This is a genomic window from Shimazuella sp. NTD248, from assembly GCF_059510395.1.
Genome location: NZ_JCAJZT010000001.1, coordinates 611,724 through 629,615 on the forward strand (window position 1 = coordinate 611,724; position 17,892 = coordinate 629,615).

A 17,892-nucleotide genomic window follows, 5' to 3' on the forward strand; every position below is an offset into this window, starting at 1 on the left:
GCAGAAAAGATGTGGGCGTCACATTAAGCTAAGGCGTAGTCACACACCTTCCTGTTCCACTATGACCATAACATAGCGTACTACAATTACTTGTAGAATGAAATATCTTCAAACATATCATTATTTACTAGTTTGAATCTGGTAGGTTCCATGTTGTTCATCTAACTCCATGAAATGCTTTCCATGACTTTCTGAGACCAGGACGGAATTACTACTACATCATCTATTTTACAAACAACTTTAAATAAGTTCAATTTCATATGACATATTAATCTTCTTGAATGAAATGTATTTTATGAAAAACTATAAAACCTCGAAAAATAGATATTTCTTCTTTTCTTCCAAACTCTAGTTCTTTTTTAGCACAATGATATGTGGAGTTAATCCACCCATTTCAACAGGTTGATCTAATTCCAGCGTAAATTTATTTTTATAAGGAGATATCGCATGATGTAACAATTTTACTTCTTGCGTTAATAGGACTGCTCTTCCACCTGAATCAAGTACTCTGTTAACTTCCTTTATAAATGATGGATACAGGGCAACATTTGCCTCATGATCACCTACGCGTCGACCGAAAGGTAAGTTCGATACCATTACAGACACACTGTTGTCTGCTAGCGGGAGAGATGCAGCATTCCAAACTTGTAAATCAACATTCTCACATTCGCTTAGGTTTCCAGCAGCTGTTTGCACTGCTTCCTCATCCAGATCTCCACCTTTTAATGAACGATAAGTTCCAAATGCCGCTCGATCAAGCAACAAAGTTCCCGATCCACAAGTGGGATCAACAAAAACATCATGTGGAGAAGGCTTTGAACATAAAACCATTGCTCTGGCAACCCGCCAATCAAGAGATGTGGAACGTAATCTCCTCGCAGGTCTACTCATTTCTTTTTCTGTAATAACAGGTACCATTTGGAATATTGTTGACTGTATTTTTATTTCCTTAAATCGATTGGTTAGCTGCCCTATGTTGTGATCATGAACATAAGGATTGATGGTAATATCCTCCTTTTCCTTCTCATTGAAATAAGCTAGAATACCGTGAACCTGCATGATGGTATGTAATGATCGAAATTTTTCCAAGTCGAATTCGTCTAGTACGACTTCGATCCAGCCATCACCTGTTACACCTTTATGAAGTGTAACCCCTTGCAAAGCTGCCTCTTCCGCTATAAAATTTTCCAACCCTGGTAAAGTTTCTAAAATGTAGCGGCCCCATTTTGGAACTAATGATTGAATCTGCTGCAATACTGTTTCATTTTCTATCATTGTTTCTGCGAGATTTCTTAGTTTGGGAGAGGCATGATTTAATTTTAATGACTCTATGCTATTCTTGACTTTTTCCTCATTCAGATAAGGAAAAAGATGTTCTAAAGAAGATTTAACAACTGCATTACTAGAATCACTGAGCAATTTGATAAGATAAGACAGCTTAATATTTTTGGGTAACAATGAATTTGCTATCGAGCGACAAACCGCTAATCGAACATTTTCACGAGAGTCATCTACTAACCTTTTATAATCAGCATCATAAAAAGTAACATAAGGTAGTGCACGGAGTAAGGACGATAACACTTGATTATCTTTTGTTCTAACAATTGCTCGAATAAAAGCGCCTCTAATATCCCCACTGGAACTAGAAGCATCTTTTAAAGCAGCTTGAACAGCTTCTTGTGTACAGTCCAATGATGGAATGAGTTTCATAAATGCAGAGTGACCTAACTTCATGCCACTAACCAGTACTCCTTCTGTTAACCTTGCGCTCGCTCCTTGCAATAGTTGATTCAAATCAGCTATAGCAGATTGATCTCCAATTTCCCCTATCGCCCAAACAACCGTCTTTGTAACTTTGAATCCAAATCCTTTGTTCAACAACTCAGATAAAGCAGGAATACCTTTTTTCCATCTAAGCTTACCCATCGCCCATACAGCCATCTGCACGACATCAGAATGCTTGTCTTTTAATCCTTTTAGGATTTGATCCGCAAACCCCATATCATGCATTTCACCAATTAAAGCGAAGGTTGTTCGACGAACCTTAAAATCTTTTGCATATAATCCTTGCACGATAGCCTCTTCTCTTTCCTCAACAGAAGAAGACAAGAGTTTTTTTGCCACTTTTACACGAGACTTTTCTTTTCCTTTTGCTAAATCCAAAATAGATACATATAAAGTGCTGTTCAAAAAGCCTACCACCTTTATTTTCAACCTCCATAAAGCACAAGGTCTTTTTCTCCACCCTTATGTACTCTCAAAAACACTGTTTCTAATATATCCTACCTAGAGCTAATGTGGAAAAATATTAAGGTAGAAACTCATCATTAGTTGACATCGATTGAATTTTCAGCCCAAAAAAGATGCCCTAAAAAACTGGACATCCATAAGCCAAGCTTTATTTACCTTTTGTTTCCTTTATCTGCTTATCCGCCCGGATTGCAGCAAAATATGCTTTTGCATCTTCCCGAAATTTCTCTGATAGATGCTTCTTGAGCTGGTTATCTAACCATCTCAATGTTTTATCGCGTAACTCTTGGCGCATTTTCTCTTCCGCTCTGAGCATCGAATTATTAATTACACAAAAAGGATTTGGTGAATCCATATCCACACATCCTGCATCATTCTTATCACTCAAAATACTTTTGCATGAGACATTTTTACATTGGAAAATAGGTTTTGCACCTTCTACTGCCTCAATAACATCCCAAAACGAAACGGATTCTGGTGTTTTGGCTAAACGATAACCTCCTTTAACCCCAGGAACAGAATCAACAATCCCTGATTTTGATAGCTTACCAAACATCTTGGATAGATATGTTTCTGAGATTCCTTGGAATTCAGCAAGTTCCTTAATCCCGATTGTAGTGTTAGGCGGAATATCTATTAAATAAACGAGAGAATGCAGACTATATTCTACTCCAACGCTGTATGCCATACTAATTCCTACTTTCTTATTGCTAATCCTTGTATAAATCCTAGTGAGAATAGTATTAATCTGTCAAGTACAGAAAATACTGTTGACATATTTGTAAATCGATAGTATCATCAACTTGTGTTATCGACGATATAATTAGTCTACAATACAACAAAGGAGTGTTCAACATGGCACAACGCATCAATTACGCGGGACAAAAAAGTGAAAGTCTCGATATCTTATATGGAATGGAAAAATATATTATGAAATCTTCCATTTCAAAAACAATTAGGGAACTAGTTAAAATTCGTGTTTCCCAAATCAATAAATGTGCTTTTTGTATTAACATGCACACAGAAGATGCTCGTAAAGCAGGAGAAACTGAAAAACGTATCTATGGTTTAAATGCTTGGGAAGAATCTCCTTTCTATACAGACGAAGAAAAAGCGGCATTAAAATTGGCAGAAGACATGACTCTATTACCATCAAAAGGCGTTCCAGATTCACTATATGATCATGTTCGTACCTATTTTAGTGAACAACAATTTATAGATCTAGTATTGGCTATTACCCAGATCAACACTTGGAATCGTATTTCCATCGCAACAGGTAATGTTCCTCAGTGAATGAGAAATTGAGACACGGTCCATTTGGACCAAAATTGCAAAAGATCGTTTCCTAACGAGGAAAATGTAATACAAAAAGGATGGATTCCGTTAAAGGTTTCCATCCTTTTTTGCCAACTACTGCCGCCCTTCCAAGACTTCCGATTAAACTCATGAAATAACTCGATCATCGTTCGTTTTTCAATTCGTGAGACATAGGAACAGGATATCCTTAAATTCTTCGCAATCTCCCTCCATCAATTAATTTCTTACTACCTTTGTTGAACAAAACGACTTTTGATTAAATGAACAATCCATAAAAGCAATGGAATTCCGATGATGTCCACTATAAATATCAATTGATACCATATGGTCTTCCAGAAGGTTAAATTTGTCATTCCTGTTTTGGGTACAGCAAAGAATCCAATACCAACCAGCAGAAGAACTACAATTAAAACTTTTTTCCAATCTTTTAGGTGAAAGTATTGAGCTATCCCATAGCTAAGCATAAACGTAAAGGTGGACAGCAAAACCAGATATTGTAATATCCAAACCGAGACAGTGAAAATTTCTATATTTTGAATAAAGTCAAAGATCGAAGTCATTTTTACATAGCTAATGAGGGGGTAAGACAAATCCATTGTCACCTTAGAGCCAAAAGCAAGGAAACATATTACTGTCCAAATGACAATTACAATCAACATGGAACTGACACCCCATAGAGCTGTAAAGGTTTCCTGCTTTGGCTTAGAAAAGTAGGGGATGAGCATTAGTGGTAGTGAGGAGACTAAACTCATTATGGAAGTAGCGATAAATGCCCCATAGAGAATATTTTTCCATCCTGATTCTGCATAGATAGGTAGAAGTTGTTCCCAGTCCCATAGTTTTATATTAGCAACCATAATGATGACAATAACGACACAAAAGAGTGGACCCACCCATTCACTAAGTCGACAAATTGCGGTTAAACCGCCTTTAAATAATAGGTAGGCAATAGCTAGGAGGAACAGTAAGAATAATATGGATATAGGTGTTTGTTTGATGACAGCAAGATTTAAGATCCCGATTAAGTCAAAAAAGCATGCTACGATTAACAGGTACCAGGCAATAAAATAGGGAAGAACCAGTAGTTTACCTAGCCATCTCCCCATGATTTCCTGGCTAAATTCTACAATCGTTTTATTTGGATATAACATACATAGTTTTGCTAATAAATAAGTAATGCCAACGGTAAAACAAGTTGCTAAGATCATGGAAATCCAAGCATCTTGTTTCGCGTATAATACGGGAGGACTAATAGCCCAAAAGACGACACTCATCAGGAAAAAGAGCCAAAATATTTGCCACTTAGATATTTTCACCAGCTATTCTCCCCGCTTAAAAGGTATGCTTGGTCCTGTATATCCATGATTACGAATCGTTACCTTGACTTTCACCTTGACAACTGCTTGTGGAAATAGTTTTTGCCATTTGGATTTAATCTTTTTCCAATCAGAGGGATGATAACGACGTAAATTCTCACCAAATCCTAAAATGTCCGTTTTATATTGATGTTGTATCTTTTGGATTGTACGTTCTGTTTCTTGTTGGAGCTGTTTGCTGATTATCTTCTCTATCTTCTCCAAATTTTGCTGTGGAGTTAGGTCAAAATCAGATTGGTTTTCATGAATTACTCCTGTTCCGGAAAGTTGAATATCGATGTAAACTTGATTACCCTTTAATTTGGATGAGATATTACGCTTCATTTTTTGCATGTTCACAGACAAATAACCTTGTCCATTAGGTATCCATTGCGTAAAAATTTTGTTGGATATTTTTCCAGAAACCCATAGTGCTTCTGCAGCCTCATCATCTTTTAAATAACCGACCAAAAATTGTTTTCGATTGAACAGTGCAATTTGATTGATTTGCACTGGTTGTTCCTCATTAAATTTATCTTTAGGGTGAATTTCAATGGTTTGTATGATAGGACTGGTTCCCTGACTATTAGCAACTATAGAATATGTACGAAAATCAGTAAATCGTTCCTGTATCATACTAACTTTATTTCCTTTAAAAACGGCATCTGTTGAGAATATTTCCAAAGGAACCTCCATTTTTAGAAAGTCTACTGCATCTATACCTTTAATTAAAAACATTTTCGTTTTTAAATTACTTTCAGGACTTCGCGCTATAAAATCCATCCACTTCCCAATTCCATGCTTACAGAAACGTTCACTTAAGAAAACATCGTCCCGATAACCAAGAAATATTTTTCGTGGCAATTTCTCTTGAAGATGTTGAACTGCTGCTTCAATTGTCTTCCCAACAGCGGAAATCACAGTAAAGCTTTTTTTCTTGTTGCCACTTCCTGTCGACTGTCCGCTGATTCCTCCAGGAACAGCTATTTCATAACTTACCTTAACCTGTCCGTCAGATATTTCGTCAAAAGAAGTTGATTCGATTATAGCTCGTTGATTTGGTTCTACCATATCCCAACATCCTGTTAATGGAAAACAACAAATGAGAATAACAAAAAAAATTAAGGCTGCTCTCACTTTTGATTCTCTCTATACTTACTTCGAGCCATAATATCACTTGAACGATTCTCACTAAAAGGAGCAATGGGAGATAGGTAAGGAACACCAAAAGGTTCCAACATCATCATGTGAATAAGAATCATACTGATGCCTAATACCAATCCAACTAATCCAAAACATCCAGTCAAAACAATTAAGAAAAAGCGAAGTAAACGTAATGGAGCACTGAAACTATACCGAGGGATGGCATAGGAGGCGATTCCAGTAATTGCCACAACTATAACGATTGGAGCGGAAATAATACCAGCTTGGACAGCAGCTTGGCCAATTACAATTGCTCCAACGATGGAAACAAGAGGCCCAATCTGATTTGGTAGTCGAATTCCTGCCTCCTGTAAACCTTCAAAAACAAATTCCATCAGAATTACTTCGATTACAGTTGGAAAAGGGGAACGCTCACGGGCAGTAGCAATGCTGGTCATGAGAGATTCGGGCATCATTTCTGGATTGTATGTACTTAAAACAACATAGATAGCAGGCAAGGCAAGAGACAAACTAACCAAAATATACCGTACCCATTTTCTAGCTATGGCAAATACATAACGGTCATAATAATCATCCGATGCCTGTAATCCAGACCAAAAGGTAATGGGGAGAACAAGTACAGCCGGACTCCCATCAACGATAACTACTATCCTGCCTTCTACTAGGTTAGCTGTTGCCACGTCTGGTCTTTCCGTGTTTTGGATTTGTGGAAAAGGGCTATAAGAGTTATCTTGAAGCTGCTGTTCTACCTGACCTGAATCAATCACATCATAGTCAGCCATTTGTATGATTCGTTTTCGAATCACTTCTAAAATGGATGGATCTGCAAGATTCTCAATATATGTCATGGTTATTTGTGTTTGTGTCAATGAACCTACTTGGAATGATTCCATTTTTAATCTGGAGGATACAATCCGTCTACGCAGCAAAGAAGTATTCACACGGATACTTTCTGTAAAACCTTCTCTTGGTCCGCGAATAGCTGCTTCATTGCGCGGTTCCTCAACTGATCGTTTTTCAAATTTATTTAAGCTAGTAATAAATGCTGTTATTTCATGATCGACTAGGATTGCCACTTTTGCTTTTAAGATGGATGTTACCAGCTCTTTGAATTGGCTTGTGGAACTGACATTCAGTAATGGAAATAGTTCGAGTTCAGTGGCTTCAGTGAGGTTCAACTCTTGTCTAAATCCTTTTGGTACCCCTTCATATACAAGAGGTTTTACTAAGGTTTGTTCTAATATGTTTGTATCGACCAGTCCCTCGACATAAACAATCAACATGGATGTATCCTGATCAAGGCGAAGAGATCGAAAAACAATATCTGAACAGTTTTTAAAGGCTAATTTTAAATCATCCATATTTTGTTGTAAATTTGTGGACAGTGGATGATCTAACATATCTATATTTTCAGTTGGTTTGAGTGGAGTCTTTTTCTTTGAAAACCATATATTCATCATGATAATCCCCTAAGCGTTGATCTTATGTAGTATGATTCAATATTATGGTTTTCATTCTTTCTACATAGTTGTGAAGTAAAGAAAAAGACACCATCAGTTGTATGACATCGCTTATAAGCTGATGTACTTTTCATTGCATTAACAAAATCGTCAAAATCACTTTTATTGTTTATTTGTAATTAATTAACGAAATGTATGCAAAAACTGCAACATTTTATAAACTTCATGTAAGCGCTACCATAAAAATGGAGAAAGGAGCAGGAAATTGAACTTGACAACAAAAATAAGCCTTGCAAATAAACCAAACCAAAATGATTCTGTCATGATCGAGTTATCGGGAGTTAGTAAAGAGTTTGTCAAACCATCAGGTGAAGTTCATACTGTTTTGCGCAATATTGATTTACAAATTGGCAAAGGAGAATTTTGTTCTATCGTTGGGCCTACGGGATGTGGGAAATCTACTACGTTGGGTCTAGTAGCTGGATTTGATCAACCGACAAATGGAACCATTAAAATCCAAGGAGAAATGCTTCAAGGTATGAATCAACATGCTGCGTGTGTATTTCAAACAGAAAATGCTTTTCCTTGGAAAACAGTGATCGATAATGTTTCTTTAGGACTTACTTTAAGAGGAGTCGAAAAAGCAGAAGCATACAAAGAAGCGAGGATATGGATCGAACGCGTTGGCTTAAAAGGATTCGAGAAACATTATCCTCATCAATTATCGGGTGGAATGCGGAAACGTGTTGCGCTGGCACAATGCTTGATCATTCAACCACAAATATTGCTGATGGATGAATCCTTTTCGGCACTTGATGTCCACACTCGCTCTTTAATGGAGAGTGAACTTCTCACCATTTGGGAAGAGACATCTGCATCGGTCATCTTTATTACGCATGATCTAGAAGAGGCTATAGCGCTTAGTGATCGTGTTATTGTACTCACAGCAGGTCCTGCCGCGACTATAAAAGGTGACTATCGAATTGACCTTCCTCGTCCGAGAAATGTATCAGAAATTCGGTTTGACTCTGATTTTATGAGATTACATGAACAAATTTGGAATGATTTACGAGATGAGGTGATGATTAGCTATGAGCAATCCAATCAGTCTTAATAATTCGCTCTCTTCTGAGCCGGTTTCTCGTTTGAAAGAAATGCGTACAAAAGCACTAAAGCGTCGTTTACGTAATCTTGGGCTGCAAATTGGTGTATTTATTGTCATCATGGGTGCTTGGCAACTGCTTGCTAATTACAAACTGATTGACCCTTTCTTTTTCTCCAGCCCCAAAGCAATTTTTTTACAAATCATAGATTGGTTTCAAAATGGAACCAGCCAAGGCCCTCTATATACGCATTTTATAATAACCTTTGAAGAAACGATTCTGTCCTTTGTAATTGGTGTTATTTTGGGTATCATTGCTGGTTATGCACTAGGTATGAGTGAAGTGTTATCTGTCATTTTTGGACCATATATACAAATGTTAAATGCTCTGCCTCGTGTTGTATTAGCTCCGATCTTTATTCTTTGGCTTGGTTTGGGGATGTCTTCAAAAGTGGCTCTCGGAGTGACACTTACCTTTTTTGTAGTATTTTTTAACGCTTTTCAAGGCGTAAGAGAAGTGGATCGTAATCTAGTTAATAATGCACGTCTACTAGGTGCAAACAAAAGGCAATTGGCTATTCATGTCATTATTCCATCCGCACTTACTTGGATTCTTTCGAGTTTGCATTCTAGTTTTGGATTTGCATTAGTAGGTGCAGTGGTAGGAGAATTTATCGGTGCGACAAAAGGACTAGGCTTTCTTATTTCGCAAGCGCAAGGGGCTTTCGATACAACTGGAGTATTTGCAGCGATGGTTTTATTATCTATCACAGCATTAATTGCAGACTGGGCTGTTGGACGATTAGAAAAACGATTTATCGCATGGCGAAATGTACGTCAAGACTAAGCCTATAAATTCGAATATTCGTAATATAATACATGCACAGAGGAGATAGGTAAAAATGAAGGGAAAATACAGGAAACTAAGATGGACATTTATCGTTGGATTAATCGCTTTATTAGTAACAGCGTGCAGTAGTAATGCCGGCACCAATTCTTCTGCACCCAAAGTAAAAATAATGGTTGGCGGAATGGAGAAAATTATCTATTTACCAGCAAAACTGACGGAAAACCTCGGTTACTTCAAACAAGAAGGAGTAGATGTACAACTGATCAACCAAGGCTCAGGACAAACTGCTGAGGAAGCATTGATCGCCGGACAAGTAGAAGGGGTTGTCGGATTTTATGATCATACCATCGACCTACAAGCAAAAGGCAAAAACCTCACATCCGTGATCCAGTTTGCCTCTACACCTGGTGAAACGCTGATGGTTTCCAATAAACTATTAGGTCAGGTCAAAGGAATACAAGATTTGAAAGGCAAAAAAATCGGTGTCACTTCTTTAGGCGCTTCGACTAATTTTTTGGCTAACTATCTGGTTACTAAGGGTGGATATACATCAAAAGATTACATCCCTGTCCCTGTAGGATCAGGTAATACACTGATTGCTTCCATGCAGCAAGGCAGAATTGATTTAGCAGTAACAACAGAACCAACGGTTTCCCTGCTGCAAGCAAAACATCTCGCTACTCCGCTTGTAGATATGTCAGGTGAAGAAGGAACCAAACAAGCACTTGGAGGAGACTATCCGGCTTCCAGCTTATACATGCAATCGGATTATGTGAAATCACATCCAGAAGTAGTTCAAAAAATAGTAAATGCATTTCAAAAAACATTAAAGTATATTCAAACACATACACCAGAAGAAATTGCTAGCAAAATGCCTGGCGAGTACTATGCTGGTGACAAAGACTTATATATTAAAGCATTGACGCATAGTATATCGATGTTTACTGCTGATGGGAAAATGCCTGCTGACGGTCCAGCAAAAGTATATGATGTATTGTCTACATTTAAGCCAAAATTGAAGCAAGCAAATATCAAGTTAGAAAATACCTATACGACAAAATTTGTGGATCAAGCAAGTAAATCCAATAAATAACCAAACAAGTTGCCCAACTCTATGAGAATGGGCAACTTGTTTTAATCTTTGCAGCGATACAATCGTTGGGGACGCCCTACTGTTCCATATAATAATTGTTCTTCTGCTTGCTGAGATTCAACTAAATGGACAAGGTAATTTCTAGCTGTTGAGCGACTAACACCTGACATACTAGCTACTTCTTCTGCACTTAAAAAACGATTTGCTTGCATTAAACAGTCTCGAACACGTTCTAGTGTACGCAAATCGATTCCTTTTTGCTGAAGTTGATTTAGCGGTTGGTTGACAGAGCGCAACTGTTTTAAATCATCGACAACAGTTTGATCGATGGAAATTGTATTTGATTTTGCTAATGACATTTTGTACTGAAAATATTTTTTTAACGTCTTCTGTAAACGATCCAGATCAAAAGGCTTGATTAAATAATCAAAAACTCCAAAGCGAAATCCTTCTTCGATTACTTCCAATTCTTTCGCAGCCGTGATTAAAATGACATCACAAGGTAAAGTTTTGGCTCGAATGGTTCTTACTAACTCCATTCCTGATCGATCTGGCATATATACATCTAATAATAATAAATCCGGCTGTAATTCGTTTACTAAATGTAATGCGGTTTCATAATTATTTGCTGTTCCAACTAATTGGTAATAAGGGATAGAATCGACTAGCTTACCATGTAACCTTCCGATCATAAAATCATCATCTACTACAACTACTTGAATGTTTTTTTGCGACAAAGTTGATCCCCTCTTTACTTAGGCAATGTTGCTTTTAAAACGGCTCCAGTACTTGTTGATGTTATGGAAATCTTCCCACCGATGTTTGAAACTAACCGGTGAACGATAGTCAAGCCAAAACCACGGTTCTTTCCTTTTGTAGAAATTCCGTCTTCAAATATACGTTGTTCAATTTCTGAATCTAGGCCTGGACCTGTGTCATGAACTTTGATTTCTAGGTGATCTGTTTGGTCATTGATATAGATACGAATAATTGAATTTTGATTGATCTCCATCGATTTTGATAGCGCTTCCAAAGAATTTTCTATTGCATTTCCTAAAATAGAGATAACAACCTCTCTATGTGGGCAAGGATCGAGCACATGGGAGGATTGATCGATAGTTAATTGAATACCTAACTCTTTTGCTCGATGCATTTTACCGATTATAATACCGACTACTGCTGGATCATGTATTTGTGCTAGGAAAAATTCCATAAGCAGCTGTTGTTCTTGATTTACTTGACTGATAAATTCTGTCACTTGGTCATATTCTTTTAATTGTATCATGCCAGAAATAGCATGGAGACGGTTCATGAATTCATGTCTCTGACTTCGTAAATCGTTTAAATAATGCCCTACATCATTCAGCTGTTGGTTTATTTGATCCAATTCTATCTTATCACGGAAGGAGGAGACAGCTCCGATAACTTTCCCATCCAACCAAATGGGTAATAGATTGGCGACAACTAATGTATTTTGAATGATGATTGGTTGATCAATCTGACTAACTCCATCTTCCAAAACTTCTGGAAGTCTAGAGTTTGGTACAATAGCTTGAATCGGCTGACTAATAATCTCCTCGGAAAGATCTAACCCCATAATTCGTTTTGCCTCTTGGTTACATGCAGTAATTTTTCCTTCTTGATCTACTGCTAAAATTCCCTCTCGGATTGATTCCATAATTGCCACTTGATTTTGAGCTAACAAAGCGATTTCATATGGTTCCATATTGAAAATTTGTTTTTTGATATGACCAGAAAGCAAATGAGCACCAATGAAGCCGAGTAGAAGACCAATCCCAGCAACAATCCCAATGTTCTTAAGCGTTGCAAAAATATCATTCCATATATCTTCAATCAGGAAACCGACAGAGACGACACCAATTTGATGATGGTGATCATCGAAGATCGGTACTTTACCGCGTATGGAGAGTCCAAGTGTACCGACTGCTTGGGTAATACTTTCTTTCCCGTGCAAAACCAAGTTATTGTCACCACCAACCATCTTTTTTCCAATTAAAGCAGGATTAGGGTGACTATAGCGGATTAAGTCCATATTACCTACAACAATAAACTCTGCACCAGTTTCTTGCCTTATTTTTTCAGCTAATGGCTGTATTTCGGCAGCAGGATTTTTTTTACGAAATGCTTCCCGTATTTGGATAGAATCTGCAATCGTTCTTGAAAGAATGAGTGCACGATTACCAACATCTCGAAACCGTAATTGAATAATGCTGAAAGATAAGACGGATATAACAAGAATTAAGATTAACATAATAATCAAAACTACAAAAATATTAATTTTTGTACGAAGTTTTACATTCTGTTTCATCAATTTGTAATTCACCTCTGTTAAGGGGTAAATATAATCCTTTCAAAATATTAAAAATAAGAAGATGCCTCTTTCACGGAAATACAAAACTTGAGGGGATAGTTTCTATATAAAATTTAACTTCTTTTAAAAATATTATATAATTTATTCTCAAAAAAGAAGTGGAAAAGTTTACAATTATACATTTCCACACCTGATTGATCATGATGTTTTTATACGACTGAAAAAACGAACGAGAACTACTCACTTTAAACCAGAACACATGTATGTGAAATGAATCATACATAAGAGCCTATTACATTTTCCATCTCAAAAGCACAGATGGTGCAAGAGTAAAGTAAAAAAATGATCAATTGGATAACCAAACGATCATTATACTTGAGAATCCAAGCGGCAAGCGTACCCTTGTCGTATCTATGTACTATCAAACAAAAATCTATGCATCTGCTCGATTTTGTTTTTGATCTGCTTTTTTACTTCTAAATTTACCTTTTCAAATGTCATCCAATCAATGTTTCTTTTACTTTTATCTATTGTCCATACACCGATTGCTTTTCCATTCAAGATAATACTAGCTCTTGATTCGCTAGATCACCAAGCAATATCCTTGATAAAAACAGGTTCAAACCGATCAAATTTAATAATATTTTACAATTAATACTAGTGATTGGCAGTTTCATTAGTTTGTTATGATTCTAGTTTTGAGTTTAGCATGGGGTTATTTGATAGGTTATTTCTTATTTCATGCGTCAGAAGAATAGGTTGAAGGAGTTATAGTTGGAATTATTGTTTTCTTGATCACTTTGAGGCTAAAAACACTTGATTGATTACTCTTTCTTCGATAGGTACTGAATATTACATAAAGTTTAAGTTTAAACAGATAGTGTAAAATAATGCATTTAAAACAAATTGTTATATGGATAGAGGCTGTTGCATGAATCAATTTGAACAAGGGTCACAGAGAACAAACTTCTATGTAACCCTTCTTGAAAGTACAATACTGTTTACTCAGCAGGTACAATGTGAGGATGTCCAGCTAGAAAGCCTCCATCGACAGGTAAGGCCACTCCCGTAATAAACGAAGCTGCGGATGAAGCCAAAAAGCACACTGCTTCTGCGACTTCATCAGGCTTCCCAAACCTTCCTTGGGGTGTCTTTTTTAGAAGGTTGTTTCTATATTCCGGCAGTTTCATCACGTTTGCCGATAACGAAGTTTGAATATATCCCGGACTAACCGCATTCACTCGAATATTATGTTTTGCCCACTCGACAGCAAGACTCTTTGTGTACTGGAGCAACGCTCCTTTCGACGCTGCATAAGCTCCTTGGTAAGGTGCCGTTATATGGGACATCATCGATGTAATATTGACTATGGAACCATTGCCTTGCAGGATCATCTTCCTTCCCACCTCCTGGCACATTCTGTATGTTCCTGTTAAGTTAATATTAAGAATAGTCTCCCATTTATCTTCGGGATAGTCTTCAGCAGGGAAACGTGAATTAATACCAGCACAATTAACCAGTACATGTACCCGATTGTATTTCGAATATAATTTCTCGACAAATTCGGTACAGCTTACACGTTCGCCAACATCCAGTGTATATCCATCCGCGCGACCGCCGTTCTCTTGAATGTGCGCTACCGTATCGTCAACTTCTGAAATCGTTCGGCTGCCAATCACAACTTTGGCTCCGTAAACAGCGAATTTTTCTGCAATAGATCGTCCAATCCCACGCGAACCGCCGGTTACAACTACAACTTGGTCTTGAAGCTCCTTCATCTAAATCACTCCATTAATGTTTTCTTGAAATATGTGGCGGATTCATGATACCCAATGGCGCTGTAGAAAATTCTGGCTCTTCTAGTAGCAAGTGCAACCAGTTTGGAACCACGCTCAACAGCTTTTTCTTCTATTAGTACCATCAGTTTCTTCCCAATTTTCATTCCCCTATATTTTTCTAAAACAAATAATTCTTCTACCCAACTTATTACACCATTAGCGTAGAAAGTTGAGTGATGAAATGCTAATACATATCCAATTATTTTTGATTCTTTCTCTGCAATAAATAAATCAGCATTTTCGTTGCTTAAAATCTCTTTGAAAACTGTAGAGAAATCCCTTTTATTTATTTGAAAACTTGTCGCAAGTTTTGCTGCTAAAGAAAATAATTCCTCTTCGTCTTCAAGAAGTACTCTTCTGAAATAAATATTAATACTCATTCCAATCACCTTCAACAATTTATTTAAATATCAGTAGGGGTCACCTTAATATTGAGTAAGATAACCAAAATGAATTTCAATGTCGCATTGGATATTATGTACTAACCAAACAAAAAGCTATGCATCTGTTCTATTTGCTTTTGATCTGTTTTTCTATTTCTAAATTTACCTTTTCAAATGTCATCCAATCAATGTTTCTTTTACTCTTGTCTATTGTCCATACACCGATTACTTTTTCATTCAAGACAATACTAGCTCTCGATTCTCCGATCTTATTCAACAATAGTTCATAATGCTTTTGGTCAACATACAAAAAACGACTTTCATAATATCCTTTTAAAGTTGGGTCTTCATAAGCTAAAAAAGTTAGCCATCCATCATGCTGAAAAGAGGTGTCTAGGTACTGAGATAAACATTTTGAAGTCATATAATACTCGGTATTCGCTGCATCTAACTCAACTATGATTACCTCACCAACTAATTCTTTTATTGAATCTCGGATTACTTTTACACTTAATCCTGACCACCAAGCAACATCCTTGATAGAAACAGGTCCAAACCGATCAATATGATAATAGACTAATTTTCTCTGCGCTTCTTTTATGTTGGAAATTCGCGAGAACATTGTGTTTCATAAATATATAGTTCATCACTTTTGATCTATCTAATTTTTCTTTTATAGCCCTCATCATATCTCCTCATTCTTGCAAAAAACTCCAAAAATATTTTCTTAATAACAAGAAACTAGTTCATTATTAACTTTACTGATTCTCATTCATACAAAGCTGTTTGAGTAGAGTCTTTTCATATATAATTACTCTATTCCAATATAAAGGGAAGAAATGATATGGGTAACTGGATTGACCGTGAATTTATTAATGAAGACTTTAGCCATAGAAGATTCCCAGTATCTAAATTAAAGAACTGTCGCTTCACTTCCTGCAACTTTCATCTTGCTGATCTACAAGAAATAAATACTACAAGTTGTATGTTTGATCATTGCAGCTTTGTTAATAGCTCTTTAAATTCTTCTCACCATAAAAATACTGCCTTCACGAATTGCAAATTTGAAGGAGCTAATTTGTTTGTAGTAGTATTTCAAGATTGTAAAATGACAGGCTCTTCTTTTGGCGAAGCAAACATGTCGGGCGTCTCTATCAGAGGCGGGAATTGGTCGTACACCTCTTTGAGACATCAAAAACTGTATCGTTGTAACCTATCCGGTGTACAATTTATCGAAGCTGATCTATATCAAGTGAGTTTTGAAAAATCAGATTTAAAGAATGCCGATCTATCCTACGCACAGGTAGCAGGTGTTTCCTTTCAAGGGACCGATTTAAGAGGAGCAACATTAGATGGTATTGACCTTAAAAATTTAAATCTTAAGGGAGCCCAGATGGATTTAGTACAAGCTGTACAATTAGCAAAATCCCATGGTGCAAAAGTAGAATAAAAAAATGATCGGTTGGATTAGCGACCAAACGATCTTTTATATTATTTGTAAAAGATGAGTATCCATTATTGAGTCGATCTATTAAATGCTTTAAGATTTTCAATTCTTCCAGTGTATTTATCTATCCCTTACTATCTTCCTTAACTCGTATTCCCCCGCCTAAGCAGAGCTGATAGGGGTCAATCCGGGTGATTCTCCCGTTATCGGCTAGGTGGGCATGGGCGTTTCGCCTTCTTCCAAGTCAAGGTATCCATACGCGCCGCACCGCCGATGGTTGATAACCCATACTGTTAACCGACGCCGCTTCGATTCTGCTGACTCCCTAGGTTTATCAATGGCATCAGCCTCTACCAAACCCTAATTCTTCACCAAGACGTAGGAAGTAATATGATTTTCCCCGTCGTTTGACGAGCTTCCATTAAGCGATGCGCTTGCGCTGCCTCCTCCAAGGGGAAAAGGTGATTCACAATCGGCCTGATTTGTCCTGAACTCACGCGACGGAAAAGATCGCTCAAGTCCTGAAGAAACAAGTCGGGTCGAGTACTAATAAACCCGGAGTAATACCCTGTCACTGTATGACATCGTGAAGTGAGCTTTTCGCTGTCAACGATCCCTCGTTGCCCACTAATAGCTCCGAACATGACAATGCGCCCCATCGGTGCCAAGTAGGTGAAGTTCTCGGAAAATGTGCTCCCTCCCTTCATTTCAAGAAGCAAGTCGACTCCTTTTCCATCCGTTTCTTCCATAACGCGGTCTATCCACCCCGTTTGGGTGTAATTGATCCCTACGTCGGCCCCAAGGGAAAGCGCTAGATCGAGTTTCTCCTGGGTACTGGCTGAGGCAATGATCTGCCCTGCACCCAATGCTCTGGCCAATTGCACGGCCATTGTTCCTACTCCTCCCGCAGCGGCTTGAATAAAGATTCGTTCACCTGGTTGCAAACGCCCAAAAGTGGAAATAATTTGGTATGCAGTGATTCCCTGCAATGGTAGAGCAGCCGCATCCACCGCATCCATACCTGCCGGTATTGGGAAGACCACAACGGCAGGTACCGTAAGATACTCTGCGTAACCACCGTGTGGAACTAGCGCGATCACTTGTGATCCGGTTGAGACACCTGTAACACCCTCTCCTATTTCTATCACTGTTCCCGCCACTTCAACTCCAGGAGTATACGGTAATGGCGCTGGTTTTCTAGTGGCATTGCGACGAACTGAAATATCGGTGTAATTGACGCCAATTGCTTCGGTTTGGATTAACACCTCGCCAGGTTTCGGTTTGAGAGGATCGGTCTTCTC

17 protein-coding genes are annotated in these 17,892 nt (G+C 37.7%); 5 read left to right on the forward strand and 12 right to left on the reverse strand.

The window, feature by feature from the left end:
* Positions 1–348 precede the first annotated feature (348 nt).
* Both AC5WOE_RS03320 and AC5WOE_RS03325 read right to left on the reverse strand, forming a co-directional pair.
* Positions 349–2,190: a HEAT repeat domain-containing protein gene (locus AC5WOE_RS03320; protein WP_496051900.1), complete on the reverse strand. Its 1,842-nt coding sequence runs from the start codon at positions 2,188–2,190 to the stop codon at positions 349–351.
* Between the two features lie 208 nt (positions 2,191–2,398).
* The gene (locus AC5WOE_RS03325; RefSeq protein ID WP_496051901.1) at positions 2,399–2,938 is read right to left on the reverse strand and encodes an Rrf2 family transcriptional regulator; all 540 of its coding nucleotides are present in this window, start codon (positions 2,936–2,938) and stop codon (positions 2,399–2,401) included.
* Positions 2,939–3,105: 167 nt separating this feature from the next.
* Here AC5WOE_RS03325 and AC5WOE_RS03330 point away from each other — a divergent pair, with 167 nt between their 5' ends.
* Positions 3,106–3,543, forward strand: coding sequence for a carboxymuconolactone decarboxylase family protein (locus tag AC5WOE_RS03330; RefSeq protein WP_496048581.1), 438 nt, complete (start codon positions 3,106–3,108; stop codon positions 3,541–3,543).
* Positions 3,544–3,794: 251 nt separating this feature from the next.
* Here the strand turns inward: AC5WOE_RS03330 and AC5WOE_RS03335 are convergent, their stop codons facing one another.
* From AC5WOE_RS03335 to AC5WOE_RS03345, 3 genes are read right to left on the reverse strand one after another with little or no spacing between them, the layout of a single operon-like run.
* Positions 3,795–4,883, reverse strand: coding sequence for a GerAB/ArcD/ProY family transporter (locus AC5WOE_RS03335; protein WP_496051902.1), 1,089 nt, complete (start codon positions 4,881–4,883; stop codon positions 3,795–3,797).
* 3 nt (positions 4,884–4,886) lie between these two features.
* Positions 4,887–6,059 carry a Ger(x)C family spore germination protein gene (locus AC5WOE_RS03340; RefSeq protein WP_496051903.1) on the reverse strand — a complete coding sequence of 391 codons (1,173 nt, stop codon included), beginning with the start codon at positions 6,057–6,059 and terminating at the stop codon, positions 4,887–4,889.
* Positions 6,056–7,543, reverse strand: a complete 1,488-nt coding sequence (locus tag AC5WOE_RS03345; protein WP_496051904.1) for a spore germination protein — start codon at positions 7,541–7,543, stop codon at positions 6,056–6,058. Before AC5WOE_RS03345 ends, AC5WOE_RS03340 begins: the two co-directional genes overlap by 4 nt.
* Before the next feature lie 268 nt (positions 7,544–7,811).
* On the opposite strand from AC5WOE_RS03345, the gene AC5WOE_RS03350 reads away from it, so the two are divergent.
* The 3 genes from AC5WOE_RS03350 to AC5WOE_RS03360 are packed head-to-tail and all read left to right on the forward strand — an operon-like array spanning position 7,812 to position 10,591.
* Entirely contained in the window at positions 7,812–8,660 is an 849-nt protein-coding gene (locus tag AC5WOE_RS03350) for an ABC transporter ATP-binding protein (RefSeq protein WP_496048585.1), read from the forward strand.
* Positions 8,638–9,495 (forward strand): ABC transporter permease, encoded by an 858-nt coding sequence (locus AC5WOE_RS03355; RefSeq protein WP_496048586.1) that lies wholly within the window; start codon positions 8,638–8,640, stop codon positions 9,493–9,495. The genes AC5WOE_RS03350 and AC5WOE_RS03355 overlap by 23 nt, the downstream gene beginning before the upstream one ends.
* A 55-nt stretch (positions 9,496–9,550) precedes the next feature.
* Positions 9,551–10,591, forward strand: coding sequence for an ABC transporter substrate-binding protein (locus AC5WOE_RS03360; RefSeq protein WP_496051905.1), 1,041 nt, complete (start codon positions 9,551–9,553; stop codon positions 10,589–10,591).
* 41 nt (positions 10,592–10,632) lie between these two features.
* On the opposite strand, the gene AC5WOE_RS03365 is transcribed toward AC5WOE_RS03360, so the two are convergent.
* From AC5WOE_RS03365 to AC5WOE_RS03390, 6 genes are all read right to left on the reverse strand, one after another.
* Entirely contained in the window at positions 10,633–11,328 is a 696-nt protein-coding gene (locus AC5WOE_RS03365; protein ID WP_496051906.1) for a response regulator, read from the reverse strand.
* 14 nt (positions 11,329–11,342) lie between these two features.
* On the reverse strand, positions 11,343–12,920 hold the full coding sequence (locus AC5WOE_RS03370) for an ATP-binding protein (RefSeq protein WP_496051907.1): 1,578 nt from the start codon (positions 12,918–12,920) through the stop codon (positions 11,343–11,345).
* Positions 12,921–13,334: 414 nt separating this feature from the next.
* Positions 13,335–13,484, reverse strand: coding sequence for a hypothetical protein (locus AC5WOE_RS03375; RefSeq protein ID WP_496051908.1), 150 nt, complete (start codon positions 13,482–13,484; stop codon positions 13,335–13,337).
* 440 nt (positions 13,485–13,924) lie between these two features.
* Positions 13,925–14,701: an SDR family NAD(P)-dependent oxidoreductase gene (locus AC5WOE_RS03380; RefSeq protein WP_496051909.1), complete on the reverse strand. Its 777-nt coding sequence runs from the start codon at positions 14,699–14,701 to the stop codon at positions 13,925–13,927.
* A gap of 5 nt (positions 14,702–14,706) precedes the next feature.
* On the reverse strand, positions 14,707–15,141 hold the full coding sequence (locus AC5WOE_RS03385) for a GNAT family N-acetyltransferase (RefSeq protein ID WP_496048591.1): 435 nt from the start codon (positions 15,139–15,141) through the stop codon (positions 14,707–14,709).
* A gap of 130 nt (positions 15,142–15,271) precedes the next feature.
* Complete coding sequence (locus AC5WOE_RS03390) at positions 15,272–15,766, reverse strand: DNA glycosylase AlkZ-like family protein (protein ID WP_496051910.1); 495 nt, start codon at positions 15,764–15,766, stop codon at positions 15,272–15,274.
* 222 nt (positions 15,767–15,988) lie between these two features.
* Here AC5WOE_RS03390 and AC5WOE_RS03395 point away from each other — a divergent pair, with 222 nt between their 5' ends.
* Positions 15,989–16,594, forward strand: coding sequence for a pentapeptide repeat-containing protein (locus AC5WOE_RS03395; RefSeq protein WP_496048593.1), 606 nt, complete (start codon positions 15,989–15,991; stop codon positions 16,592–16,594).
* A gap of 365 nt (positions 16,595–16,959) precedes the next feature.
* On the opposite strand, the gene AC5WOE_RS03400 is transcribed toward AC5WOE_RS03395, so the two are convergent.
* Positions 16,960–17,856, reverse strand: a complete 897-nt coding sequence (locus AC5WOE_RS03400; RefSeq protein WP_496048594.1) for a quinone oxidoreductase family protein — start codon at positions 17,854–17,856, stop codon at positions 16,960–16,962.
* Positions 17,857–17,892 lie beyond the last annotated feature (36 nt).